The organism is Ardenticatenales bacterium (assembly GCA_020634515.1).
Taxonomy (GTDB): Bacteria; Chloroflexota; Anaerolineae; order Promineifilales; family Promineifilaceae; genus JAGVTM01.
The window spans coordinates 417,315-442,047 of sequence record JACKBL010000004.1 but is presented as its reverse complement, the minus strand read 5'-3'; the positions used below and the strand labels follow the sequence as shown (position 1 = coordinate 442,047).

Sequence of the window (24,733 nt, the reverse complement as noted above, 5' to 3'; positions counted from 1 at the left end):
ATGGCTAACAAGGTTGGTAGCGTATGGAACGAGTAGCGTTTTTAATCGAGGAATCGGGCGAACGGTTGAGCTGTATGCTAAATCCGGAGAGCCTGGTGGTGCGGCGAAATGCCGGCATTCGCCCCCAGCAATCCGTCAATGGCAGCCTCACCGGGTCCAGCCTCAGCGACGACCCCCTGCTCTTCACCGGCGGCGGGCGCACCGAACTACAACTCGACTTGCTCTTTGACGTGCATATTGCCGGCACCACCCTGCAAACCAGCGACGTGCGCGACCTCACCGCCCCCCTCTGGCGGCTGGCGGAAAACACCCCGGACGCCCCCGGAACCAACCGCCCCCCCCTGGCCCGCTTCGTCTGGGGCAAATCATGGAACATCCTTGGCGTCGTCGCCAGCGTCGCCGAACGCTTCGAGAATTTCACCGCCGCCGGTGAGCCACAACGCTCCTGGCTGCGCATGCGCTTCATCCGCGTCACGGAACCGGAAGCCGCCGCCGTAGACCTCACCACGACCGACCTCATCAACGCGCCGGATGCCGCGGACGCCGCCGCCGCCACGGCGCTGCTCGGCGATCTGGCGGACGCGGTTCCTGGGGAAATTGCCGGCATCAACGACATCGCCGCCGTCCACGAATTGACCGGAGAAGGAACCACCGGCGAAAACCTGCCCTACCTCGCCTACGTCTATCTGGACGACCCCGCCCAATGGCGCTGGCTCGCCTGGTTCAACGGCATCATTGACCCCCTACGCCTCGCCGCGGGCACGCTCATCAACGTCCCCACCGCCATCCTCCGGCAACGGTCCCCCAAACCATGAGCGCCATCTCCCTTCCCCGCCTCACCCTCCTCGTCAACGACCGCCCCCTCAGCGGAGAGCGCGGCAGTCCCCTGACGGCGCTCACGGCCGTGCGCGTGCAGCAGCGCCTGTCGCTGCCCACCCTCTGCGAACTCACCTTCAGCGATCCCCCCGGCCCCCTCACCATCGGCGAGCAGCTATCTCCCGGCGCGCGTCTACGGCTGCTGGTAGAAACAGAAGCGACACCCCTCTTCGTCGGCCAGATCACGGCCATTGAATACGTCTACCTCCCCAGCGGCGGGCGCGAGATGCGCGTGCGCGGCTACGACGCGCTGCACATCCTGCGCAAACAGCACGCCGTGCGCGCCCATGTACAGGTGAACGCGCGCGAACTGGCGGCGGAACTGGCGGCCCCCGCCGGGCTGCGCGTCGAAGCGGAGGCGGCTGGCCCCATGTTCCCGCGCATTGTGCAGCACCGGCAATCCAATTTTGACCTGCTGGCGCAGGTGATGGCCCGCTGCGGTTTCTATTTTGTCGTCCGCGACGAGGTGCTGCACCTGCTGACGCTGGATGGCCTGGGCGCGGCCCAATCGCTGACCCTGGGCGCGTCACTGCTGGAAGCGCAAATCTCCCTGAATGGCGACCAGGCCGCCCGCTCCGTATCCACCATGGGCTGGAGTCCCCTACCGATGGAGACATTCTCCGGGCAGGCAACGGCGGCCCGCTCCGGGCGAGACGTGGCCTCACAGGTCGCCCCCGCCGCCGTCAACGGAGATGGCGCGCCCCAGTTAGTGGACGAAAACACCGTTGATTCAGAACACGCAGACGCCCTGGCGCAGGCGGAACTGGACCGCCGCACCGCCGCCGAAGTCACGTTATGGGGCGTGGCGCGGGGCAATCCGGCGCTGCAACCGGGGACGCCCATAGCAGTCAGTGGCGTGGATGAGGCCCTCACCGGTCATTATGTCCTCACCCGCGTGGACCACGTCGTGGACGCCCGCCTGGGCTTCGTCTCCGAAATCGCCACCGCGCCGCCGCCGCCGCCGCCGCGCCCGCACAGCGCCATCGCCGCCCTGGGCGTGGTCACATCCGTGGCCGACCCGGACGGATTTGGCCGCGTGCGCGTGGCTTTTCCCACGTACAACAACGTGGAAAGCGAATGGCTGCAAGTGGTCAGCCCGGCGGCGGGCGTGCATAAAGGGCTGGTCGCCCTGCCGGACGTGGACGACAACGTGCTGGTGCTGTTTACGCATCAGGACCCGGCCCAGGGCGTCGTCGTGGGCGGGATTTATGGCCCCTTTGCCCCCTACGACAGCGGTGTGGAAGGGGACGACGTGAAGCGGTACAGCCTGCGCACGGTGGGCGGGCACATCATTCGGCTAGACGACCAGGCGAAGACGCTGCGCGTGGAAGACAGCAGCGGCAGCTTCGTGGAGATGGCGCCGGGCAAAGTGAAGTTATATGCGACGGCGGACCTGGAGATCAGCGCACCCGGTAAGTCGATTGTGATTGAGAGCAAAGCGATTGATTTCCGCCAGCGCTGAAGGCGCATCCATTTGTCATGAACTGGTTAACGGAAGACGCGAAACTGATTTGTGCGCACGTTTTGGGCAATGTGGACATCAAGCCGACGCAGTCGTTTGTGACGATTGAGGGGCGGCTGGTGCTGGTGGAGACGGACCCGGAGGAACGGGGGATCGATGGCTGCCCCAACGTGGGGCCGACGATCAAGCCGTGTACGAAGACGCGGCGGGTGGAGGAAGGGTATTCGCCCTTTATCACGATTGAAGGGCGGCGGGTGTGCCTGGATACGGTGAAGGGCAAGACGAATGGCACGCCGCCGGGGACGGTTTACTATTTTGTGCGGGAACCGGGACAGGACTGGGTGGAACAACAATGAACCAACGTTATCGCGCCTGGCGATTCTTACATCCTGATTTGGACGTGCCGGAGGCTTATGCCGGCATTCAACTCTCTCCCACCGGGGGCATCGAAATGGTCGCCGAAGAAGCCTCGGTGCGCCAGGCGATCCTGCTGCTCCTTTCAACTCGTCCTGGTGAGCGCATTATGCGCCCCACCTACGGCTGCGACCTTTATCGTCTCGTTTTCTCGCCCAACGACGACACCACCGCCGGCCTGGCCATCCATTACGTTCGCCGCGCGCTGGAACGTTGGGAGCCACGCATCGACATTTTGCGCCTGGATGCCAACCGCAACCCCGCGTACGCAGAACTGCTGGACGTGATCCTCACCTACCGCGTGCGCGTTACGCGGCGAATCGACACGCTGCAATTCTCGCTGCGCCTCACCGGGGAAGTATGAAAGGGTGACGGGGTGCGTTAACTGGAATGGTTACAGGATTGGAATAAATCATGTCGCTGAAATCACCTAATTTAGATGACCGTACCTTTGATCAACTCAAGGCGGATGCGCTGCGGCTGGTGCGGCAGAAGGATATTGGTTGGACAGACCTGTCGCCCAGCGATCCGGGCATTGTGCTGCTGGAGCTTTTCGCCCACCTGACCGAGGTGATGCTGTATCGCCTCAACCGTCTGCCGGAAAAGGCGTACGTGGAGTTTCTGCGTCTACTGGGGGTGACTTTGCAACCCCCGGCGGCGGCGTATGTGGAACTGACCTTTTCCCGCGCACGGGCGACCGCGCAGCCGCTACCCATTCCTCGTGGCACGCGGGTGACCGTGGGGCGCGTCGGCGGCGGCGCGGAGCCGCCTGTTTTTGTGACGGCAAAGGCCGCGGAAATCCCCGCCGGGGCGACGGAAGTGACCGTCGGCGCTTACCATTGTGATGAAGTGGAGGCGGAGCTGGCCGGGCGCGGTAATGGTCTGGGGGGGCAGTATGTGCAATTGCGTCGCCCGCCGCTCATTGCTTCCACCGGGGATCCGGCGGACCTGATTGTGGCGGTGGAACTGCGACCGGAGGAGTTGGATGAACGTATTCCGGCGCGAGAATATGCCGGCAAAACATACCGCATATGGCAGTGGCGAAAGGAATCCCATTTTACGAATCCGGGTGAGGATGACCACATCTATGTTGTAGACCGCAACAGTGGTCTGATTACCTTCGCGCCGGCGGTTCGTATGCGCCAGGCGGATGACAAGCTGGCGGAGACGGCGGAAATGTTGGCCGCTGTGCCGGCAGTTGGGCGGGAGATTCGGGTCTGGTATCGGCGTGGCGGGGGAAATGCCGGCAACGTCGCCGCCGACCGGCTCACCGTGCTTAAAGACCCCATCCCCGGCGTCAGCGTCACCAACCGGGAGCGAGCCACCGGCGGCAAGCCGGGCGAAACGCTGGAAAACGCGCTCTTGCGCGGCCCGCAAGAACTCCACTCGCTCCAACGGGCGGTGACGGCGAAGGATTTTGAATTAATCGCCCGTAACCACAGTGGCCGCGCCGTGGAGCGCGCCAGGGCATTCACGCGGGCGGCCTTGTGGCGGCACGCCCCTCCGGGACACGTCGAAGTGCTGCTGGTCCCCGCTATTCCGGAAGAAGAGCTTGAACGGGTGACGTTGGATATGTTGCAGGCGCGGGAAACGGAGGCGGCGCGGGAACAAATCGAAAAAGTGCTGGACGAACGCCGCCCGTTGGGCACAACCTGCGTCGTCAGTTGGACCCGCTATAAAAAGGTGCAGGTGAACGCGACCGTCGTCGTGCAGCCGGAGGAAGACCTGGAGGCGGTGCAGCAACGCATTGTGCAGCGCCTAAACCAGACAATTACCCCGGTAACGACCCCCTTTAACTCGACCGGCTGGCCTTTTGGGCAGGCGCTGCGCGCGTCTCACGTCTACGATATCGCCCTGGCGGAGCGGGGCGTGCGCTGGGTGGATCGGGTGCGCTTGCTGGTGGCCGAAGTGCCGGAGGCACGGGTAAAGGGATTGGGCGTGGATTATTTTCAGCCGCGCACCTGGTATGCCGGCAGCGATACCACTCTCTTCCGTTCACTCAACGACGGCGAGGGGTGGGAAGTGATTGGCCGCTTCGACGGTCCGGTAACGGCGGTGCGGGCGCACAAGGGACGGGCGGGCCTGATAGCCGTCATCTCACAGCGAATGGACATGGTGGGTTCGCAAGTGCATGTTTCCACCGACTGCGGCGAAACGTGGCGGGCTTCCTTCCCGCTGGCGTTCACGGTTAATGGGTTGGACTGGATTATGCGGGATGAAGTGCCGGTGCTGTTTTTGGCGACCAGTAGAGGTCTGTATGAGATTGCGGTAGAACCAGGAACCGCGCCGATTCAAGTCCTGGTCGATCCGCAGTTACCGCAGGAGCGCGGCTTTTACGCGGTTGCCACGCATACCGATGTACGTGGAGTGGTTACGGTCGCCGTGGCCGCGGAAAGCCAGGATGGGATTTTCCTTTCTGTTAATGGGGGGCTGCCCGGCAGTTTCCGCAAAAAGGGAATGAATATGCCGGCAACCGAAGACACCCGCGTCCTGGAAATCCAGGACGAAGGTGTGCGCGCCTACCTTTGGGCCGGCACGAATGCGCTGGAGGGCAGCAACGGCACCGGTTGCTACCGCTGGGAATTGCGCGGCCTGCAAGACCCCCCTGAAGGATGGCAAAGTTTTGGCCTTGCCTGGCAGGGCGGCAGCTGCAAAGGGTTAGCCTTCCACCGCAACGTGGTTTTTGCCGCCAGTCACCGCACCGGCGTGTTGAAGCTGGACCTGGGCCAGGAAAAGCCAGCCTGGCAGGCCCCCCTGGTCACCTGTGGCCTGCCTTTGCGCGACCCTGGTCGCTTTCATCCGGTGGACGCCGTTGCCGCTGCACCCGACGTCACCAACAGCCTGGTCATGGCCGGCGGCATTGAGGGTGTGCATCGCACGTCGGATAGCGGAGTCAGCTACACGGCTTCCTCTACGAAGGAGTTCATCGAGAAGGTCACGCTGCCGGACACCTGGCTTTTTGTTTCTGACGGGCATCAAGTGACCGTCTTGCGTGAAGACGAGGCGTCGCCGACGGCGTCTACGACGGCGGCGGCGACGCAACCAGGATAGGGAAACGGAAGCATGAAGCAAAACGAGATTTTGCAACTGTTGCCTGAGATATTTCAGCGTACGGCTGTGCCGGAAAACCCGTTGATGGCGCTGCTGGCCGTGATGGAGCAGATGCACGCGCCGGCAGAAGAGGTGCTGGCAAGCCTGGACATGGCGTTTGATCCCCGGCGCACACCAGACGCATTTGTCCCGTTCCTGGCCACCTGGGTAGACCTGGCGTCGTTGCTGCGCGATCTGCCGCCATCGTCTCCGATTGATGCGCTCTCAACCGGAACCGGTCGCTTGCGCGAATTGGTGGCCGCGGCGGCGTACCTGTCGCAATGGCGGGGCACGCGCCGGGGATTGCTGCGTTTCCTGGAAACAGCCACAGGCGTAACGGGGTTTGACGTTAATGAGACCGTGGTGGAGGATGGGCGCGTTGCGCCTTATCATTTACAGATCACGGCCCCGGCGAGCGTCAAACCGTACCGCTCGCTGTTGGAACGCATTATCGAGATGGAAAAGCCGGCCTACGTGACTTACAAACTGCTCTTTGCTGAATGAAAGCGGGCAGAAGGCCGGACCTGGCGGGATCAACATTTGTTCTGATTGAACGGTTTCATGGTCTGGGACGGACAGGAGGTACTGGTGAACTACGGTCAAAGATTAGGTCATTTCTGGATGCCCAGCGGCTGGACGCTAGGGTGGATCGCTTTGGGATTGCCGGCATTATACTTCTGGCAAACTTTGATCCATGAAGGCTCGCACGCGGTAGCGGCGCTTTTTGCGACCGGCAGTTTCCCCAAACTGGCCCCTTACGCCCACGTGAGCGCCGTCGGTTTTCGTAATGGCGTCGCTTTTACAGGCGGCAATGGCTTCGTGGCTACGCCGCAGTTCGTTGACCTGGTGCTCATCCTGGTCTTTACGGCCCTGTTTATATGGGCGCCTGTTCGCAGCCGGTCCGGGCGCTTTATCCTCACGTTCCTTTACCTGGGGGTGTGTATTGACCTGGGGTACAACACCATCAAGGGGTTGTGGGGTGGTTCCGGGCCTGCGTCTGACTGGGGCAAGTTTCAGGCGGAGATTGGAGATGCCGGCATCATCGTCCTTTCCTGGCTCATCTGGTTGATCATTCTCAGTCACTTTCTCTGGGTCTATTACTCCACCTGGCACAATCGCGTCTTACCTGAGGCCGGGTTCTGGGACTTTCGTTGGATCGTCTTTGCCTTTTCGCTGGCATCCCTGTCCGGGCTGCTGTTCGCGGCCCTGGTCAGCGACCCCAGCATTGACAAAGGGCATTGGGTATTCATAACCTACGTGATCATGCAGGCCGTGGCCGTGGTTGGTTACAGCACCTACTTCGGATTGTCATTCAGGCAAAGGTAAGCTATCACCTCCGCCTACGCACCGCGGACGACTGGCTGGCCTGCGTATCCCACAGACTATTTCATTCAATTGGGCGGACCGCCCCTATCGGCGCGATACGCTTCGATGCCTGACGCTGGCAAAATCTAGTGACGGCGGTCAGAGACGTCACCATAACCGGGTCAGCGCGCACCGCCGCATCATGACCACTTCCTGCTGACCCTTGTTTGAAGGAGAAGCATCATGAAAAGTTGGTGGGCAGCTTTGGGTGGATTATTGGCCGCCGGAGGAATGGTGGGCCTGTATTTTGGTTTGGGTATCAGTTGGGCCAGCCTGGGTATCGTTGCCGGTGTGGTGCTCATCTTCTACATCATCGCCCGTTTTACCGCGCTCACCGGTTTGGGGGAGGTGATGCGCGGCTGGTTGGTGGGCGTTAACGCCGGCGCCAATGCCGTGCTGGCCATGACGGTCTATGGGCTGTTGCTGGGTGAAACAGCGGGAATGATCACCGGCATTGTCCTGGGCCTGCTCAATTTCATAATGGTTTTTGCCCCCATATCGCAAAATGTGGTGATGCAGACCCTGGCGGGCTGGCTAAACTGGCTCATGCCCATGTCCTGGCTGGTGACGGGGCTGGGGGCCTTATTCTTCCTGCTGAATGTGCTAGGCTACCTGATTCTTGGCCTGGCCGGCGTCAACTACTTCCGCATTCTCGGCGTCGTGGCCGATTGGCACACAGGCACGTTCTTTATGCGTGGCGGCTGGATCAGCAACCTGAATCCTATTGACACGGCCTTCAACATGGGCAACTTCGCCTTTGTGGATAAGGACTCTGGCGGCACCTGGCACAAGAAACACGAAGCAGGTCACACGCTGAATCTTTTCGCCTTTGGTTGGATATTCCACTTCATTGGTGCGTTGGAAGAAAATGCGACGCCGGCGGGCGCCAACGCGCTTTCAGAGCGGCTGGCGGAAAGCCACTCTTCAGGAAGTGGAGGTTCGAACATTCCCATGTGGATTTGATGGGAGGAGGTAGCACACATGTCTAACGAATTTACAATTACGGCACTGTCGAACAGCGTTCAACTGAACGCCAAACGAGAGGGCAGCGCCACCTACACCGCGTTTAACGCCAGTGGGCGGCCGATTACAGGGCGGGCCATTCTGGAGACGATGCCTGGAGGAATGCCCCACGCCGCCTGGTTGAAAGTGGCCGGAGAAAGCGAACGGGCCTTTGCCATCGGCGCTGCCGAGCAGTTCACGGTGCATGTGAACGTGCCTGACACGGTGACCGCGGGCAGCTACAATTTCCGCCTAAAGATGGTAGACGTTACCAATACAGATGAGGGTGTATCAGAGGGGCCGACTGTAACCGTAGTCGTGCCTGAACCGGTCTCCGGGGGCGCCAAATTCCCGATCTGGATCATCCCCATCATCGTCGGCGTGCTGGCCGTCATCGCCCTGATCGTCTTTTTGATCACGCGCCCCAAGACCGCCACCATGCCCAACGTGGTCGGGCTGGTGGAAACAGATGCCGAAGGAACGCTGGTGGCGGAAGGGCTGCAAATAGGGCGCGTGCGCGACGAGGCCAGCGACGATGTGGCCGCGGGCCTGGTGGCGCGCACCGAACCGGAGGCAGGAGCCGATGTGGAAAAAGCGACGCGGGTGGCGCTCTATCTTTCCACGGGGCCGGACGTCACGATGACGCCGACACCAACGAACACACCCGTCTTCACCCCCACGCCAACCCCCACGAAGCAGCCAACGCACACCCCTACGCCAACCATCGATCCGTCGCTCCTGGCATTCTATCCACTGGCGCGAAACGGCCGCGAAGTCACCGGCCGCAACGACGACCTGGACCTTCAAGCCATTTCATTTGTGGATGAAGCGGCCTACTGCAATGGTCAGTACGACTTGAACAATGCAAGTGGCTGCCGTATTCAGACGCCCCAAATAAGCGGCATGAACTTCAATCGCTTTACCATTGCCGTGGAATTCAAGGCAGACGAACTGGCTAATCGCCCCGTTTTTATCGGGGGTCGGGGTTATCGCTGGATCGGTTTCGTATTGAAAAGCGATGGCGGCATTCGCTTGAAGTACAACAATAGCAATTACGCCGACTGTACCGTGACTTACCAGGCCGGTCGGTGGTACAGCGCCCGCGTCATCTACAATCAAGGTGAGGCCCGTCTCTATTTGAACGGCGTTCTGGGCTGCACGGTATCTTTTACCATTGATCATGGCAATAACGCCAACGTCATGGTAACGGATTACTCGAACGCCACCCTTTTCAAAGGGTATATCCGCAATCTACAAATCTACAACGCCGCGCTCGTTCCCTGAGAAGCGAACGCGCTTGTGAAACTTCGCCGGAAGACCGGCAGTAATGCTCAATTTGGAATCAATCTGGCCTGGGGTTGACGATAGATTCCCTTTGCTCCAGGTCGGTGGTCCTTTCTCCGCGCCTGCCCCCCTTTTGCGACATGTGGGGCAAACGGGACAAGATGCCAAGAATTGCCGGAAGAATGGCTTGTTGCTTTAATCATCTTGTTTCCTCGTGTACAATAACCGTTGCTGGACACTGGCGTTTGTGAATTTCGCCAGACTCCAGACCGTTATCAAGTTGCCCTTAAGCCGCTCTCATGGTTGCCAGAAACAAGGAGAAAGCCGTGTCCAACGAATTCACGATTACGGTAGCATCAAACAGCGTTCAATTGAATGCCAAACGCCAGGGGAGCGCCGCATACACGGTGTTCAATGCCAGTGGTCGCCCCATGACGGGGCGGGCTATCCTGGAAACGGTCCCCAAGGGTGAAGCACACGCCACCTGGTTGCAAGTGGAAGGCGCGAATGAACGCGCCTTTGTCATCGGCGCGGCGGAGCAGTTCACGGTCAACATCAAGGTGCCTCCCACCGCGGCTGCCGGCAGCTACACGTTCCGCTTGAGGATGGTTGATGTCGCCAATACCGATGAGGGCGTTACCGAAGGCCCTACGGCGACCATCGCCGTGCCGGCGCCTGCGCCGCCGCCTAAGAAATTTCCCTTCTGGATTATCCCGATCATTGTCGGCGTGCTGGCCGTGATCGCCGTGGTCATCTTGATACTCAACAACGCATCGACGGTGACCATGCCGGATGTCCGCGGTCTGACGGAAGCGGATGCTGAAGGAACGCTGGTCGCCAGCGACCTGGAAATTGGGCGCGTGCGTGATGAGGCCAGCGACCAGATAGCGGCGAACCTGGTGGTGCGTACGGAACCGGAACCAGACACGGAACTGGAGAAATCAACCCCCGTGAGCCTGTTTATTTCCACGGGACCTGATACGCCTGTGCCGCCCCCCCCCACGGACACGCCCACGCCCACCAACACGCCCAAACCGGATACGCCCACACCCGACCCTGGCGCGTGGGGCGGCTCATGGACGACCTTTTGCGACGTGCTGGATTGCGCGGATATGAATCTGACGCAGGTCGGCAATCAGGTGAGCGGCTCGTTTGGGAATGGTCTGGGCAGCATCAATGGGACCGTGCAGGGCAATCGCCTTTCGGGGACGATGTCCTATTCGGGCGCGGATAGTTCGTTTGATTTTTGGCTGGATGAAAGTGGTCTTTTCTGGCGCGGCAACTGGAATCGGGTGCTGACGTGGTGTGGCTACCGCGCGGGACAAAGCAAGCCTTCGCCATGTGGGGTGGCGTCGTGGTATGGCACGTGGCAGGCAAACAGCGGGCTAGGACCGATGACGTTGTTCCAGGATGGGCGGCGCGTGTTTGGCACATATGCCGGCACGGACGGACGCATCGAAGCCACCGCCAGCGGCACCTCCCTGGGTGGCTCCTGGACACGGAACGACAATGAAGGCACTATCCAGTTCTTCCTCGTCCTCACCAGCACGGGCCAGCAGTTTCAGGGCAACTGGAATACGAATAATGACTGGTGCGGTTTCCAGGGCAGCACCAATTTCCCCAGCCCCTGTTTCAAAAAACAGGACCGCATCTCTGTTATTGACAACATCGTCGTCGGGACCGAGATACAAGGCGTTATCCCTAATGATTTCACCAAATTCCTGGTGCCGACAGCAACGCCAAAGCCGTAGCGGCCGGCTGTCAGGTTTAGCGCCGGACCAGTCAGGAGCGCACTGTCATGAATCCCAAACCCGTTATTGTCATCCTCATAATCATCTGCGTCATATTTGCCGTGGGCATTGGCGCAGGCGTTGGGCAGGACGACGAAAGTCCGCCAGACATGACGGACGCCGATTGGGTGCAATCGTTCAAGAAGTGGATTCCCACAAGTCAGGCCGGCGTGGACGACATCATCCGCGCCACGCCCGCCGGCTGCCTGAACGACGCGCAGGAGCGGCTGACCGTGCCCGCCGGCGGAAGCTGCGAGCTAACCTGGCGGCCCGCCAACACCCAGCGCACGATTCGCCTGCGCATGACGGCGGGCGAGGGCGCGGACCTGTTTCTGGTGCAGACGGTGCAAAAAGATGGGGATACGCTCACCAGCCGCGAGCGGGGCGTGGGCGTAGGGCAGACGGTGGAAATGGACATTTACCGTCGCCAGACAGAGCAGGACATGATCAAACTGACCGTGACCTGCCAGTTAGGCGACGCTTGCGGCTTCGTTTTTCCCTAAAAACCGGGTTTTTTTGAAAAACCCGGTTTTTGTTCAGACAATAGACTTGATAATGGCGGGGATGGAGCCAATGAGCAAGACGATTAGCCAGATGACGGCGATAATGCCCAGGATGATGGCCGCCAGGGCGTCGGTGATGCTCACGAGGAAGCCGGGGACCAGCCCGTGCAGGAAGCTGACGATGATGTTGGACAGAAGGGCAGTGAGAATCAGCAGCACCAGCCCTTTGTTTTGCAGGAATCGTTGTTGCGCCAGGAGCAAGCAGGCAACGAAGCCGATCTTCAGGAGCATGATGCCGCTGAGGACGGCAGCCGCCGCGCCACGGGGGAAGCTGGCAAAGGCGGCGAAGTAGGCAATCGTGCCGAAGGGAACGGAGAGGAACAGCCCAACCATCAACAGCAGTTTCCCCAGGGCGACGAAGATGAGGGCAATGGAGGCCAGGATGAGGAGGATGGCGAAGATGAGGGTGATGATGCCCTGAATGCGCCCGTGAATAGAGTCGGGGAGCAGCAGGGAAGCACCCATCAGGCCGACGGTGAAGAGGAGGACGCCGTCCACGAGGGCGAGGTAGGAAATCGCCAGGCCGGGCACGTCCTCTTTGAGGCCGTTGGCTTCGTCCGGGTCGCATTCTTTGCGGATGTCGTCGTCGTTGGGGAGTTTGTTGCAGATATTGCCGGCATACGACCCCGACACCGCCAATCCTCCCCCAATCTCCGTACTCACAACCAGCAGCAGCAGGAGCAAAGCGACCACAAAAAAAGGTTTTCGTAACGCATCCACCATGGGAAATTCCTCGGCTCAGTCAGTGAGGTCTGTCAGGCAACAACACGGCCCGCGGACCAGTATCTGTCAGAAAATGTAGCACAAGGAAAGCGAAAGTCAACCTGTAGCCATTTCTCTACGGAGGCCTATGTTCTTCTTCCTCTCCAAATTCCTCCCATTATTCTTCTACCCGCTGGGGCTGGCCTGCATACTGCTGCTGGCGGCGCTGTGGCCGGCGCGCCATCGGGGCCAGCGCCGGCAGCGCGCGCTCCTCATTGGCGCATTCCTGGCCTTGTGGCTGGGGGGCAATCGCTGGGTGTCGCTCAGTCTGGCGCGGTCGCTGGAGTGGCAATATCTACCCGTGGGCGACATCCCCTCGGCGGAGGTGATCGTCGTGCTGGGCGGGGCAACGCGCTCCGCGCACCCACCCCGCCCCACCGTGGAGGTGGGGGAGGCAGGGGACCGCCTGATTTACGCGGCGCAGCTTTTTCAACAGGGCAACGCGCCGCACGTTCTCGTTTCCGGCGGCATTTTGCCTTTTACGGAAGAATCAGCCAGCGAGGCGGACAATATGGCCGTGCTGCTGCAATTGATGGGCGTGCCCGACGCGGCTATCTGGCGCGAGGCGCGCTCCATTAACACGTATGAGAACGCGGTTTTTACGCGCCAGCTATTGGCGGAAAAGGGGATTGAGCGCGTGATCCTGGTGACGTCGGCGCTGCACATGCCGCGCGCGGTGAAGATTTTTGCGCGCCAGGGGGTGACGGTGACGCCCGCGCCTACGGATTTCTCGCTGACGGAACGGGACTGGCAGCGGATGTGGTCGGGGAACGTCGCTTCTTTCGTGATCGGTCTTGTGCCGGACGCCAACAACCTGGAACTGACCACGCGCGTCCTCAAGGAGTATATGGGCCTGATCGTTTACCGGCTGCGCGGCTGGCTTTAGCTGATGACTCACCCGCCCGATGGGCCGGTGGCCTCCTCCAATGCCGACAACCAGGCAAGCGCTTCTGCGGCGGATGCGCCGCACATCTCCTCATGGGGACGAAACCGGGCGCAGACCGCGGGCCGTTCCGGCAGACCGAATAAGCGGCAGCGATTGTCCGGCGTGAGCTGCACGCAGCGAACGCCCCGCGGCTTGCCTGCCGGCATTCCGGGAATGGGGGACGAAATCGATGGGGCGATACAACAAGCGGCACAACCGATACGACATTCCATGCGCTTCAATTCCCTTCAAAAGCCAGAGTCTCTACCGCCCGAAAACCACTAACCCGTTGGCGGCAAATTTATGGGAGCGTGTTGGTGTAGTGATTGTCGCGCAGCCAGACTGATTCGCAACGCCGCATATGAATCGGCCAGGGAAACGAAGGGGGGACGTTCCTGTCGTACCCGATTGACGAAATCAGTTATCTGGGCGCGATAGGCAGAAGCATAACGCTCATTGAAGTAGGGGACCACATCGTGGGAGACGCCTTGTTGATTGAGGGTGAGTAGCGGCGTTTTTTGGAGATAGCCAATGCGGAGTGTCCCCGCCGTCCCCATGACCTCGCAGGCAATGTCGTAGCCGTAGCCGGCGCTGCGGCTGACTTCGACAACCCCAAGAGCGCCTTCAGACAGGTGGAGTGAAGCGATGGCGGTATCAACGTCATCAACTTCCGTCAGTTCGGGGTAGCGTTGCGTGGTTCCGCTGGCATAGATGGTGCTTATTTCATCCTGCATCAGCCAGCGCACGACATCAAAATCGTGGATACCCATGTCAACGAGAATGCCGCCACTATGGGCGAGGTAGTCCAAACCTGGGCGATAGGGATCGCGGCTGAGGGAGCGAATGAGAAAGGGTTGGCCGATTTCGCCCTGTTGAATGCGGGCGTGGGCGGCGACGAACCCTTCATCATATCGCCGATTGAACCCAATCTGGCAGAAGGCGGCTTTCTGGTCTACGGCTTGCTGCATGGCGGCTGTTTCTGCCAGGGTGAGGGCCGCCGGTTTCTCGCAGAAGATGGCTTTGCCGGCATTTGCCGCCGCCACCACAATCTCACCATGCGTCTGCGTGGGAGAAGCCACCACCACCGCATCGACGGCGGGGTCCGCCAACACCGTTTCAACCTCCACGTAATGGGGCACGCCATATTCGCGTTCAATAACCGTCGCCGCCGCCGACGTCCGGCTGACAATACTGTGGAGGCGCGCATACCGAACCTGCTCCGAAATAAGCGCGCTATAAATTTGTCCCATACGGCCAAAACCGATGATAGAAACGTTGAGATGCGTCATGAGATGATCCCCGCAAAGGGCGCATCCATTTATCCGGGCCGCGCTCAGGAATGAATGGATGCGCTGGAAGGGTTCTTGCCGGTCGAACAGTCCGAAGTTAATTTGCACGAACCCTCATACGACAACAAAAAAGTGACATTCCGTCAATTCCTGAGCGATGCCTTTCTTAACGGATGCGCCCTAAGTGGCTGTCCGCAATTAAGTTAGCGGAATTGTGCGGACAGCGGCTATCATGGATAGCTTGTCAGTAGCCATCTGATGAAAACGTGAAGTTGTTTGGGGCGGCTACTGAGGACTGACGATGAAATAAAAATCTCCGTTCCTATGCAGTCCACGCCCTATGGCGCAAGATGTCGTATAGAGCCTCCATGAGCGCCTCCTGGTCCGTCGTTTCCAGGCGCAGCCCCAGAGGCAGGCAGGCGTGGTGGTTTGTAAAATAGGTAGCTCCGGGAAATGCCAGATGTTCATAACAGCCCTGCCAGACGGGGTGGCGCGGCACGGGCAGCGACCACAGTTCTCCGTCCAACCGGAATCCGCGCGCAAAGAGCGCGTCTTTGAGCGGCTGGCGCGGCAAATCGGAGGGGAGCAGAAAAACGTAGCGGAGCCAAACGGGATCACATCCATCGGGGACGGGGGCGCGGCGCAGTCCAAATTGATCCAGGTTAGCCTGTTCCCACAGGCGGTCGTAGGTATGCGCCAACTGGCGGCGCCGCGCCAGGATGTCGTCCGCTTCGGCAAAGACTGCCGCGCCGAGGGCGGCGGCCAGTTCCGAGGCGCGCCAGGCGTATCCCTCTTCATAGGCGATTGGGCCGCCGGAAACGCGCTCGCGGCTGCCAAAGGTCATCAGTTCGCGGGCGCGTTGGACCACGTCTTCGCGGTCGGTCAGCAAACCACCTCCCTCGCCCGTGCTAAAGACTTTGGTGGCCTGCGTGCTGGCAAAAGAGAAGTCGCCAAAACTGCCGGCATAACGCTGTTGGTAGCTGGCCCCTAGCGCATGGGTGCAGTCTTCGATGAGGATGATGCCCCGTTGCCGGCATTCCTGCTCAATGCGAGGCGCGTCACGGGCCACAAAACCACCTAGCTGGGTCAGGCAGACAGCAACAGTGCGTTCCGTGAGAACAGCAGCGACTTGCTCCCACGTCGGGGCCATGCCCGCTTCCACCGTCACGTCACAAAAAACAGGCTCCAGATCGAACCGCGCGCACAGCAAGGGCATGCCGACAAAGCTGTTCGCGGCAAAGACCATTTGCCCATCGCGCAGTCCCAGGGCGCGCATGCCGACTTCATAAGCAGCCGTGGCTGAACTGGTAGCGACAGCGTGACGGCGATGCGCCAGCCGCGCCAGGTGCGCCTCATATTCGCGCGCGTTTTTGCCGGCAGCAATCCAGCCCGACTCTAAAACATCTCGAATGCGATCCAATGCTGAAGTAATAATTGTGTCGGAAAAAGCCACCAGGGCCTTGTCTTTCATGGCGCTAACATTCCTCCGCGTATCCTTTTTAGATTGGTTCATTCTCCAAGAATGAACCCATCCTGGCATAGTTGATGGCGGGGTTTTCCATTCCCCATGAATAGGTGGTAATAAAAGGGCGGCCTTGCGCATCACTACCTACGGCCAGCCGGCTCAACTGGTTTTCTCCCTGTTTTGCCAGCCAGTCGGCGAATGGGGCGGGGGGGAGGTGAAGGGCCACGGCCATATCGCGCAAATGGTGGGCGACGGCGTTAATCGAGAATTGCGCCAGCTTGATGTCCACGGATTGACGACTGGTGGTGGTTGATTTGACAAGGAACAGGGCCAGGGGATCGCGCGTGTTGGCCAGGATGTGGCGGCAAGCGCGCCAGAGAGCATCCCGTTGATCCCGGTATATGCCGGCATTTTCCGGGGGAAACAACGCCTCGCGCACCAGGGGCAGGAGCGATTCCTGGCTGATCACGGGAATGCCGGCATACCTCTTCACCGCCAGATGGTCCGTTTCCGCAACCCAACCGATGGCCGCGCCCAATGCAACCTGACCTGTCACGGCGCGCAGCGATGGCGGGGCCGGCGCGGCTTTCATCCCCAAATACACCTTGTAGACAATGCGGTTGTCTTCTTCGGCGACGCCCAGGAAGCGCACGCCGCCCAATTCATTGAGTAGCGTTTGCACCTGGGCGACGACGCGCTCACCGGCTCCCAGCCGTCCGCAAAGAGTGTGGCAGTGGTGTTGAATGCCGGCATTCTCGTCAAACGGCAAAAAGTCCAATATATACCGATTAGATTGCAGACAGCCCTCCGTCAACTTGCTGCTGCCAAAAATCGTCATCCGCTCCCCCACCACCTCGCGCGCCACGCGCAGCGGCAGCAAGAACCGCTCCGCCCGCGCACCCGTTTCCGCGTCAATCATCACACACCCCTCTCTCACTCTCTCCGCCAGGCCAACTGCCGATTGACCATCACAAAAGTAATCAGACTGAAACCGAGCAAAGCCGCCACATCTACCCAGAGCCGCGGCGTCAGCGGTCCCAACAGAACCTGGCGCAAAGCAGACGAAGCATACGTAGCAGGACTAAAACGCCCCAAAATCACCAGCAGTGGCGGCAGCCCTTCCGGCGGAATCAGCACCGGGCCGATACCCAACATTAAAAAAGTCAACAACGTGCTGATAGAACCGGCATCCTCCGGGGTGCGCGCCCAAATCCCCACCAATGCACCCACGCCCGACAAAGAAATCGCCGCGGCAACAGCCACCGGCAGCACCCACGGACTGATGGACAGGGGAATACGCAATAACCACGCGCCAAAGAATAACGTCACCACCACGGAAGGCAGGCCCAGGCAAAGAAAAGCAGCCGTGGCGGCAGCCACCAGCAGCATCTTGTTCACGGGCAGCGTGGCAAAATAATCCAGCGAGCCTTGTATGCGCATGAACATGAAATGGCTTTGCAGTTTGTCCTTGATGCCGAACATCAACGCCATCACGATATTGCCCGTGAGGATATAGCTCAGCGTTTCGGGATTGGACTTGTCGGCGAACAAGGAGAGCGCCAAAATGCTCATCAGCGGGGCCACCGTGCCCAGCACGACCAGACTGCGCCAGGACCAGCGCCAGTTGGTGATTTCAATAAGAAACAGATCAGCAAATTGGGCCAGGAGCGGAAGCCGGGTCTTATTGGTTAGCATAATACAGGTACAAATCCTCCAGTGTCGCCGAATAGAGGCGAAAATCGTCAACCAGATCAAAATCAATGGCGTCCAGCGTGTCCGCCACCTGCGTCCGATCCAGCAGCAAAAACCAGTGACCGGGCTGCCGCTGCTGCATCTCCAACCCGGCCAGACCATCCGGCGTCCGTCCCGGTGGCAAGAAAAGCTCCAGACGCAGCTTCTGGTCAATCTGTTTCTTCAAATCCCGCGGGCGACCGTTCGCCACCACGCGCCCATCGCGCATGATGACCACGCGCTTGACGGCTTTTTCCGCTTCGATGGCGTCGTGGGTAATGAAGACAATCGTGGTCTGGTATTCTTCATTGATGGTGCGCAGGGTGTTCCATACCAGTCGGCGACGTTGGGGATCGAGGTCGTTGGTCGGTTCATCGAGAATGAGGACTTGTGGCGAACCGGCGACGGCCACAGCCAGGCGCAGCAGACGGCGCTGTCCCCCAGACAATCGCGCACAGACGGTGCGCTGCCGCGCCTGTAGCTGCCACGTTTCCAGCAGGCGGTCCCGTTCGGCGCGGGCGGCGGCGCGGGAAAGCCCGCGCAGGTGGGCGGTGAAGTAAAGGGCTTCGCTGACGGTGAGGTGGTTGAGGGCGGCGCTTTCTTGTGGCATGTAGCCGACGTATGCCGGCACAAACAAATCATCCTGCCCCACCAACTGACCAAAAAGCCGCACGCTGCCGCTGCTGCTACGCAACAGGTTGACCATCTGGCGCACGAGTGTTGTTTTGCCGGCACCATTGTCTCCCAGAATACCCAGTATCTCGCCCTGTTCAATTTGCAGCGTTATGTTTTCATTGGCCGGACGTGACTGATCCGGATACTGTTTCGTGAGGTTTTGAATGTCATAAACCAGCATGGGGAGGGTTTCCTACGATGGCGTGGGCCTGAACCGGCCACGGCTGTTGGTGTATGCTGCCGGCAAAACCACGCTGCTGCCACAATTCTTCGGCGAGATGGGGGGCAACCGGGGCCAGCAATCTCAGCAAAATGGATAGGGTCCCTGCCCAGCGCCAGGGTACGGGCGAGGCGGCGTGGGCTTCGCGTCGCAATGCCTTGATAAGGGCCATCAGTTCAACCATGTAATGGTAAAGGTGGAACTGGGTGATTGCTTCATGCAGCAACGGGAGAAACTGAAGCGTGATGTCATCTGGCGGCAGCGTCAGGGACTGCGCGACGGCATCCGCCGGGGTCGGATACAGTTGAGACAGGTAGACGACGCGCCGCAGCCATTTGTGGGCGCCGCGCAAAGCCGGGTCGTGGTTCTTCCAGTCAATGCTGCTGCCGTTGTCGGCCAGCGATAGCAGATACCAGCGGCAGGCGTCAGCACCATACCGGTCTATTAAGGTTTTGATCTTGACGACGTTGTTCTTGCTTTTGGTCATTCGTTGGTGGTTGTGCCCATGGACGACGCCTTGCTGGGCAAAGCGGGGGAAGGGTTCGGTTTGGGACAAGTAGCCGGCTTCCGCCAGGACCATGCCGGCAAAACGCGCATAGAGCAGCCCAAAATTCGTCTGTTCCGCCCCGCCCACCAACAAATCCACCGGCATCCAGTAAGCCGCGGCTTCGCCGGCAAAGGGGAACTGTTCCGAGTCGGGAACGGCAAAACGCAAAAAATGCCAGGCCGAATCAAACATCACCGAAAGCACATGTTCATCCCGGCGCGCGGGTTCCCCGCATTGGGGGCAAATCGTATCGCAAAACCCCGGAACCTGTGCCAGATCCGTGGGCAGGGGACCACCGGCAAGGGATGGCAACCGCACCGGCAGTTCTGGCGCCAGTTGGACGCCACAAGTCGGGCAATGAATCAGCGGCAGCGGCGTTCCCCAATAGCGGCGGCGACTTATGGACCAATCGCGCAACTGTGACAACCAGTGGCGCTGCATCTTCTTCATGGCCGCCGGCCAATCGAGTGCATCCAATGTCCTGTCCAGTTTGGCCGTGTAGGCCGTGATACGCACAAACCACTCCCGCGAAATGATCTGACTCGTGGACCGACCACAACGGCAGCAGCGCTCCCTTTCATCCACCTCGACGGCGCGTAACACTTTGGCGCAGTGGGCGCACCAGGTGCGCACATGGGATTCCGCGTAGATCAATCCTCGCCGGTACAGCAACTGAAAAAACCACTGCGTCCAACGATAGTAGCCGGGGTCGCTGGTATTCAGGCTGCGCGACCAGTCGTACGAAAGCCCCAGACGCTGCATCTGTTTCTGATACTTGGCGGCGTGTTCTCGAATCACCTCCGCCGGGGGAATTCCGCGCTGCCGCGCCTCTTTTTCCGCGGTGATGCCAAAAGCATCCCAACCCATGGGATAAAGCACGTTATAGCCTTGCGCCCGCGAGAAGCGCGCAAACACATCCGTACCCACGAAATTGCGGCAGTGGGCGACACTGAGTCCGGCCGCGGACGGATGAGGAAACATATCTAATAAATAGCGTTTAGGTCGTTCGTCAGGAAATGCAGCCTCGTATGCGCGCTTTTCCTGCCATTCATTCCGCCATTTTTCTTCCATTTGCAGCAGATTGCTCAATGTATCCACAGTTTGCCGTCTCGTTGTATGTTGCGCGTGATAGAGCCTGTTGGCTGAGGGGTCAAGAGACCGGCCCCTTCGTGGTTGATTGGAGAAGTTCGTCTGTTTTTTGCAGGTCTCGGTGGCGGCTTAGCAGGACGTGGCGGGCGGATTGGGAGACGGTGACGTGGTCGGCAACGACGCTGCCGTCTAGCGTTATGTGGTCGTTGACGGTGACGTGATCCCAGAGAATGGTGTGGCGAATGCCGGCATTCCTGCCCACCACGCCATCCTTTCCAATCACGACCAGCGGGCCAATCTCCGCCCCCGCCGCTATGGTTGTGTTTGGCCCAATCATATAGGGAGGATAGAGGCGAGCAGTGGCACTAATGCCGGCCGTTTCATGCACCCAACCACGCGCCTCCCGCTGCGCATACCCCGCCGTCGGCGGCGGCAGCGGCACATCCTCCCGCAGCATTTGAAAATGCGTCTGCAAATACCGCGCCGGCGTCCCCACATCCACAGCCATCACCTCCGGCGCCATCGCCGCAAACCACCGCGCCGCCGGATTAACGCGAAATGCCGGCACATGACTCCAAAACATCGCCGATTGTGGCGGATACCCAAACCAGGGAGGATCATCGCCAAAATCAAAAGGGTAATCGGCCGTGGGGAACAGCATCTGTTCAATATGATGGGGCGAAGCCAACAGCAACCCCGCGTGTTCCAAACTCCCCGCCCCACCCTGCTTCGCATACCGCGTCATCCGCCCCGATTCATCACAAAACCAACCGGCGACTTGCTCGCCCAGCCCACTCGCCAGCGCATATGTACAATGCGCTGCGCTACCAAAATGGCGCCGCCGCAGTTTGTCCAGAGGAAACCGACAAAGACGATCACAACTGGTGAGGGCGAAGTGCGTTGTAATCATCGTCCGCAACTGCGTCATGCCGAACAATTCTGGCTGTTGATCCAGCAAAAACACAAAGCGAAGTTGGCTATCCGCCGCGGCGTGCCCATCATGCTGATCAATATGAGCCTGAATTTGCCGCGCGGCCCGTCCGGGCCGCATCTGCAGAATAAGGGTGTTGACCCCCAGCGCCCGCATCGTGTCTATCTGGTAATCCAACAGCCGTTGGTTGCACAGCGGCATCAGCGCCTTGGGACGACATTGATTGAGCGGATACAATCGCTGCCCCAGACCTGCCGTCAATATAACGCCGACGGGGATTACCTGAGCCAGTAGTTCGCTATCCGTGAGTTGTTTTGGCATCATGGTTTGTACACGGCGCAACATGGACACGGAGGCCCATCCAATCAACGGCAATCGGCTCCAGCGCCCAACCTTGCGCCCGCAGCTGTCTGGCTATGGATTGACGTTGCGACAAAGGCAGCAGCAGCGTTGCGTAACCGCCGCCGCCCACGCCGCCCAATCGCGCCCCCCAGGCGCCCGCGGCGCGAGCGGATTGCAGCAGCATCCGCGCCTGGGGGGGCGACACGGGAATAGGTAGACGTTCCTGGTTGGCCTGGCTTTCATTGAGCAACTGTCCAAAGCGACGAAGATGCCCGTCGGCCAGGGCCAGGCCGGCCTGACGGGCCAGATCGCTGTGTGCGGTCATCACGTCCAATAACAGCGGGTCCTGAGCCGCCAACATCTCGATCATTTTCCGCATCAGGTGATCGCTGCTGCGCTGGACGGTGGTGTAGGCAACGTATAACCCGCTCAGGAAGTTTCCCGCAAGCGCGGGTGGCAGGGAGATGGGCCTGCGCGTGACGCGGTCTTGGGAAAAGGTGAACTGGCTGAGGCCGCCCTGGACGGAAGCGTAGGCGTCTTGTCGCCCACAGAGAAGGCCGAGGCTGTGTCGCTCGATCTGGTAGGCTATCTCGGCTGTGGCGGCTGGCGATAAGGTTTGGTGTAGGGCGGCGGTGATGGCGGCAACCAGGCAGGTTAGCAGGGCGCTGGAGGAGGCCATCCCGGAACCATGCCGGAGGTCGGATTGCAGGAGGAATGTTCCCCCGCTGAGGGCGGGGAAGGTTTGCAGACACGCTTTGAGACGTCCGGGAAGGCCGTGTGCCGGCATTTCATCCACCCCCGCCACCTGCAGCATATCATTATTGATCTGGTCCAGAACCACAAAACCATCAGCCGGCTCCGGCAGATAAGTGCAGCGCACATAACGGTTGACGGCCGCATTGACGACCACGCCCTCGATATGGTCGCAAAAGGGCTGTACGTCCGTGACACTGCCGGCAAAATCAATACGGCAAGGAGCCTGGGCAACAATCATCATTTAGCCTGGTAGATGGGCATGGCCGTGTCCGGCTGCAAATATGCACCGCGCAGACGACGCTCAATCGCCTGTTCGATCAGGGATAGCGGCACCGGATAAAGATACTTTCCCTGGTAGGACAATGGCCGCGCCAATCCCGTCAGCAGCACCATGTGTACGTGACCCGGTTGTGCCGGCAAATAACCCCGCTTATTGTCATACCCAACGCGCGCCACAATATCCGCAACCCGCGTCTCAAACAACACCTGCATCGGCACACCGGCCGCGTGCAGCAACTTCAAATGTAAGGCCACCGTTTCCCCATCCAAAAAACCCATCTCATAGGCGATCTCCGCCGCGCACAACATACCCAACCCCACCGCGTCCCCGTGCGTGATCCGCCCATCTCCGGCCAACTCAATCGCGTGCCCAATCGTATGCCCATATTCCAATACGACGGCCTTCCCGGCCTCCTTCGGATCGTGCCGCATCACTTCCAACTTGCTGCGGATGGAGTGCTCGATCAAATAATGATACGCCTCTCCCGTATATTGATTCTCTTCATTCAAAATACTCAAGAGACGCGGCAGTTCGGAAGCATCAATGATCAAATTGTTCTTGATGACTTCGCATACGCCAGAACGAATCTGTCGCGCAGGCAGCGTCGCCAGCACTTCCGTATCCACCAACACCATTTCCGGGGCATAATAAACGCCCAAGATATTTTTCCCCTTGCCGAAATTGACGGCTTGCTTGAGCGAAAGCGCGGCGTCGAGAATGGCCATCAGCGAAGTGGGCACAAAACTCCACCGAATGCCGCGATATAGCAGCGCCGCCAGTAGTCCCGCGATATTCCCCGTGATGCCGCCGCCAAGAGCCACAATGTGTGATTGGCGGGTCACGTTGTGTTTCAGGGCGTTATCGGCAAAGACCGCCAGCGAATCCAATGTTTTGTATGTTTCGCCGGCCTGGAATGGAATCAAATGGCACGGCATCTTCTGGTTCAAGGCATCTCGCAAACGTTGACCATAGGACTCGCTCAACGCGCTATCACTAATAATGATAGTTTGATCAGCAGGGACAGTCGCCAGATGCGCGGCCATACTGGTCAGACAGTGATGGCCCAAATAGTAGTCAAAACGACTTGATCCAAATTCGATGGCATAATGCTTCATTGTCACCTCACTATGGCAGTTTCCAAAAGCCCCGTCATATCCCCCCAAGAATCCGAACACGGACAGTCTTTGACTCTGGGAATGGTGACTATTCAGCCTCTGGCGTATATAGTCCCGGCGTTCTTCCCGGGAGCGCGATTTCCAGCCCAAAGCGACTCATCATTCCCATCATCGGGTATCAAAGCAGCTTCCGGGAGGGTGGTCGTGAATCGTTACGACGCAAGAGTCCCGCTTGTAGATGCGTCGCCCTCTGGCCTGAACAGAGGCATTGTCACTTCAGCAATCAAGTTACAGTACGGCTGGAAGCTGGCAGATTCTACCCACCCTGACGGCTTGCGGCAAACGGGCGGGTTGTTTCGTTCCAGGCGTACACGCTCTCCGCTGTCAGAGGGAGGGGATGGGAGCGACATTTCCTGGCGGCATGTGGTCGGCAAATGCCGGCACAAACACCCCCCCCCCACAAGCAGATATGCCGGCATCTGTATCCCCAAAATTTCCCCCTGTCCAATGCGCAAGCAAACGTTATCATTAACCGGCAGCAACTGCGAAGGAACGGAAATTAAAGAAGCCAACGAAGTTGTTTCCATCCCGTTCCCGCAAACTGACGATGCAATTCCGTACTTTATTTCATCGTCAGGCCTAAGCCAGATTGGACCAATTGGCTCTGGTGAAATGGGTCCAATCTCCAGAGAACGTTAGCAGTTACCGTCCGTTTCTCAATGCCGCAAATCAACATGCCGCCGCCATTGTCAACCCACAC

23 protein-coding genes are annotated in these 24,733 nt (G+C 59.7%); 12 read left to right on the top strand and 11 right to left on the bottom strand.

Annotated features, from left to right (window positions below; genetic code table 11):
• Window positions 1-23 precede the first annotated feature (23 nt).
• From H6650_13405 to H6650_13355, 11 genes are all read left to right on the top strand, one after another.
• The gene (locus tag H6650_13405) at window positions 24-815 is read left to right on the top strand and encodes a hypothetical protein (GenBank protein ID MCB8952999.1); all 792 of its coding nucleotides are present in this window, start codon (window positions 24-26) and stop codon (window positions 813-815) included.
• Window positions 812-2,338, top strand: a complete 1,527-nt coding sequence (locus tag H6650_13400) for a type IV secretion protein Rhs (protein ID MCB8952998.1) — start codon at window positions 812-814, stop codon at window positions 2,336-2,338. The genes H6650_13405 and H6650_13400 overlap by 4 nt, the downstream gene beginning before the upstream one ends.
• Before the next feature lie 17 nt (window positions 2,339-2,355).
• The gene (locus H6650_13395) at window positions 2,356-2,694 is read left to right on the top strand and encodes a hypothetical protein (protein ID MCB8952997.1); all 339 of its coding nucleotides are present in this window, start codon (window positions 2,356-2,358) and stop codon (window positions 2,692-2,694) included.
• On the top strand, window positions 2,691-3,116 hold the full coding sequence (locus H6650_13390) for a GPW/gp25 family protein (protein ID MCB8952996.1): 426 nt from the start codon (window positions 2,691-2,693) through the stop codon (window positions 3,114-3,116). Before H6650_13395 ends, H6650_13390 begins: the two co-directional genes overlap by 4 nt.
• Window positions 3,117-3,166: 50 nt before the next feature.
• Complete coding sequence (locus H6650_13385) at window positions 3,167-5,803, top strand: baseplate J/gp47 family protein (GenBank protein ID MCB8952995.1); 2,637 nt, start codon at window positions 3,167-3,169, stop codon at window positions 5,801-5,803.
• 12 nt (window positions 5,804-5,815) lie between these two features.
• Entirely contained in the window at window positions 5,816-6,346 is a 531-nt protein-coding gene (locus tag H6650_13380; protein ID MCB8952994.1) for a hypothetical protein, read from the top strand.
• 84 nt (window positions 6,347-6,430) lie between these two features.
• Window positions 6,431-7,168, top strand: a complete 738-nt coding sequence (locus tag H6650_13375) for a hypothetical protein (protein ID MCB8952993.1) — start codon at window positions 6,431-6,433, stop codon at window positions 7,166-7,168.
• A gap of 222 nt (window positions 7,169-7,390) precedes the next feature.
• Window positions 7,391-8,170 carry a hypothetical protein gene (locus H6650_13370; protein MCB8952992.1) on the top strand — a complete coding sequence of 260 codons (780 nt, stop codon included), beginning with the start codon at window positions 7,391-7,393 and terminating at the stop codon, window positions 8,168-8,170.
• 18 nt (window positions 8,171-8,188) lie between these two features.
• Complete coding sequence (locus tag H6650_13365) at window positions 8,189-9,493, top strand: PASTA domain-containing protein (protein MCB8952991.1); 1,305 nt, start codon at window positions 8,189-8,191, stop codon at window positions 9,491-9,493.
• Window positions 9,494-9,819: 326 nt separating this feature from the next.
• A complete protein-coding gene (locus H6650_13360) occupies window positions 9,820-11,244 on the top strand; it encodes a PASTA domain-containing protein (GenBank protein ID MCB8952990.1) in 1,425 nt (474 codons plus the stop codon).
• 47 nt (window positions 11,245-11,291) lie between these two features.
• Window positions 11,292-11,786 carry a hypothetical protein gene (locus tag H6650_13355; GenBank protein MCB8952989.1) on the top strand — a complete coding sequence of 165 codons (495 nt, stop codon included), beginning with the start codon at window positions 11,292-11,294 and terminating at the stop codon, window positions 11,784-11,786.
• A gap of 33 nt (window positions 11,787-11,819) precedes the next feature.
• On the opposite strand, the gene H6650_13350 is transcribed toward H6650_13355, so the two are convergent.
• Entirely contained in the window at window positions 11,820-12,566 is a 747-nt protein-coding gene (locus H6650_13350) for a hypothetical protein (GenBank protein MCB8952988.1), read from the bottom strand.
• Between the two features lie 130 nt (window positions 12,567-12,696).
• Here H6650_13350 and H6650_13345 point away from each other — a divergent pair, with 130 nt between their 5' ends.
• Window positions 12,697-13,494: a YdcF family protein gene (locus tag H6650_13345; GenBank protein ID MCB8952987.1), complete on the top strand. Its 798-nt coding sequence runs from the start codon at window positions 12,697-12,699 to the stop codon at window positions 13,492-13,494.
• Window positions 13,495-13,502: 8 nt separating this feature from the next.
• Here H6650_13345 and H6650_13340 read toward each other — a convergent pair whose 3' ends face one another.
• From H6650_13340 to H6650_13295, 10 genes are all read right to left on the bottom strand, one after another.
• Window positions 13,503-13,766, bottom strand: a complete 264-nt coding sequence (locus H6650_13340) for a YkgJ family cysteine cluster protein (protein MCB8952986.1) — start codon at window positions 13,764-13,766, stop codon at window positions 13,503-13,505.
• Between the two features lie 48 nt (window positions 13,767-13,814).
• Complete coding sequence (gene iolG, locus H6650_13335; protein MCB8952985.1) at window positions 13,815-14,822, bottom strand: inositol 2-dehydrogenase; 1,008 nt, start codon at window positions 14,820-14,822, stop codon at window positions 13,815-13,817.
• A gap of 322 nt (window positions 14,823-15,144) precedes the next feature.
• Window positions 15,145-16,293 carry a DegT/DnrJ/EryC1/StrS family aminotransferase gene (locus H6650_13330; GenBank protein ID MCB8952984.1) on the bottom strand — a complete coding sequence of 383 codons (1,149 nt, stop codon included), beginning with the start codon at window positions 16,291-16,293 and terminating at the stop codon, window positions 15,145-15,147.
• Window positions 16,294-16,321: 28 nt separating this feature from the next.
• A complete protein-coding gene (locus H6650_13325; protein ID MCB8952983.1) occupies window positions 16,322-17,206 on the bottom strand; it encodes a hypothetical protein in 885 nt (294 codons plus the stop codon).
• Window positions 17,207-17,220: 14 nt separating this feature from the next.
• Entirely contained in the window at window positions 17,221-17,982 is a 762-nt protein-coding gene (locus H6650_13320) for an ABC transporter permease (GenBank protein ID MCB8952982.1), read from the bottom strand.
• Window positions 17,969-18,874, bottom strand: coding sequence for an ABC transporter ATP-binding protein (locus H6650_13315; protein MCB8952981.1), 906 nt, complete (start codon window positions 18,872-18,874; stop codon window positions 17,969-17,971). Before H6650_13315 ends, H6650_13320 begins: the two co-directional genes overlap by 14 nt.
• Window positions 18,861-20,558 (bottom strand): class I tRNA ligase family protein, encoded by a 1,698-nt coding sequence (locus H6650_13310; protein ID MCB8952980.1) that lies wholly within the window; start codon window positions 20,556-20,558, stop codon window positions 18,861-18,863. Before H6650_13310 ends, H6650_13315 begins: the two co-directional genes overlap by 14 nt.
• 52 nt (window positions 20,559-20,610) lie before the next feature.
• Window positions 20,611-21,804 carry an NDP-sugar synthase gene (locus H6650_13305; GenBank protein MCB8952979.1) on the bottom strand — a complete coding sequence of 398 codons (1,194 nt, stop codon included), beginning with the start codon at window positions 21,802-21,804 and terminating at the stop codon, window positions 20,611-20,613.
• Window positions 21,779-22,819 (bottom strand): hypothetical protein, encoded by a 1,041-nt coding sequence (locus H6650_13300; GenBank protein MCB8952978.1) that lies wholly within the window; start codon window positions 22,817-22,819, stop codon window positions 21,779-21,781. The genes H6650_13305 and H6650_13300 overlap by 26 nt, the downstream gene beginning before the upstream one ends.
• A complete protein-coding gene (locus tag H6650_13295) occupies window positions 22,816-23,973 on the bottom strand; it encodes an iron-containing alcohol dehydrogenase (protein ID MCB8952977.1) in 1,158 nt (385 codons plus the stop codon). The genes H6650_13300 and H6650_13295 overlap by 4 nt, the downstream gene beginning before the upstream one ends.
• Between the last annotated feature and the right edge of the window lie 760 nt (window positions 23,974-24,733).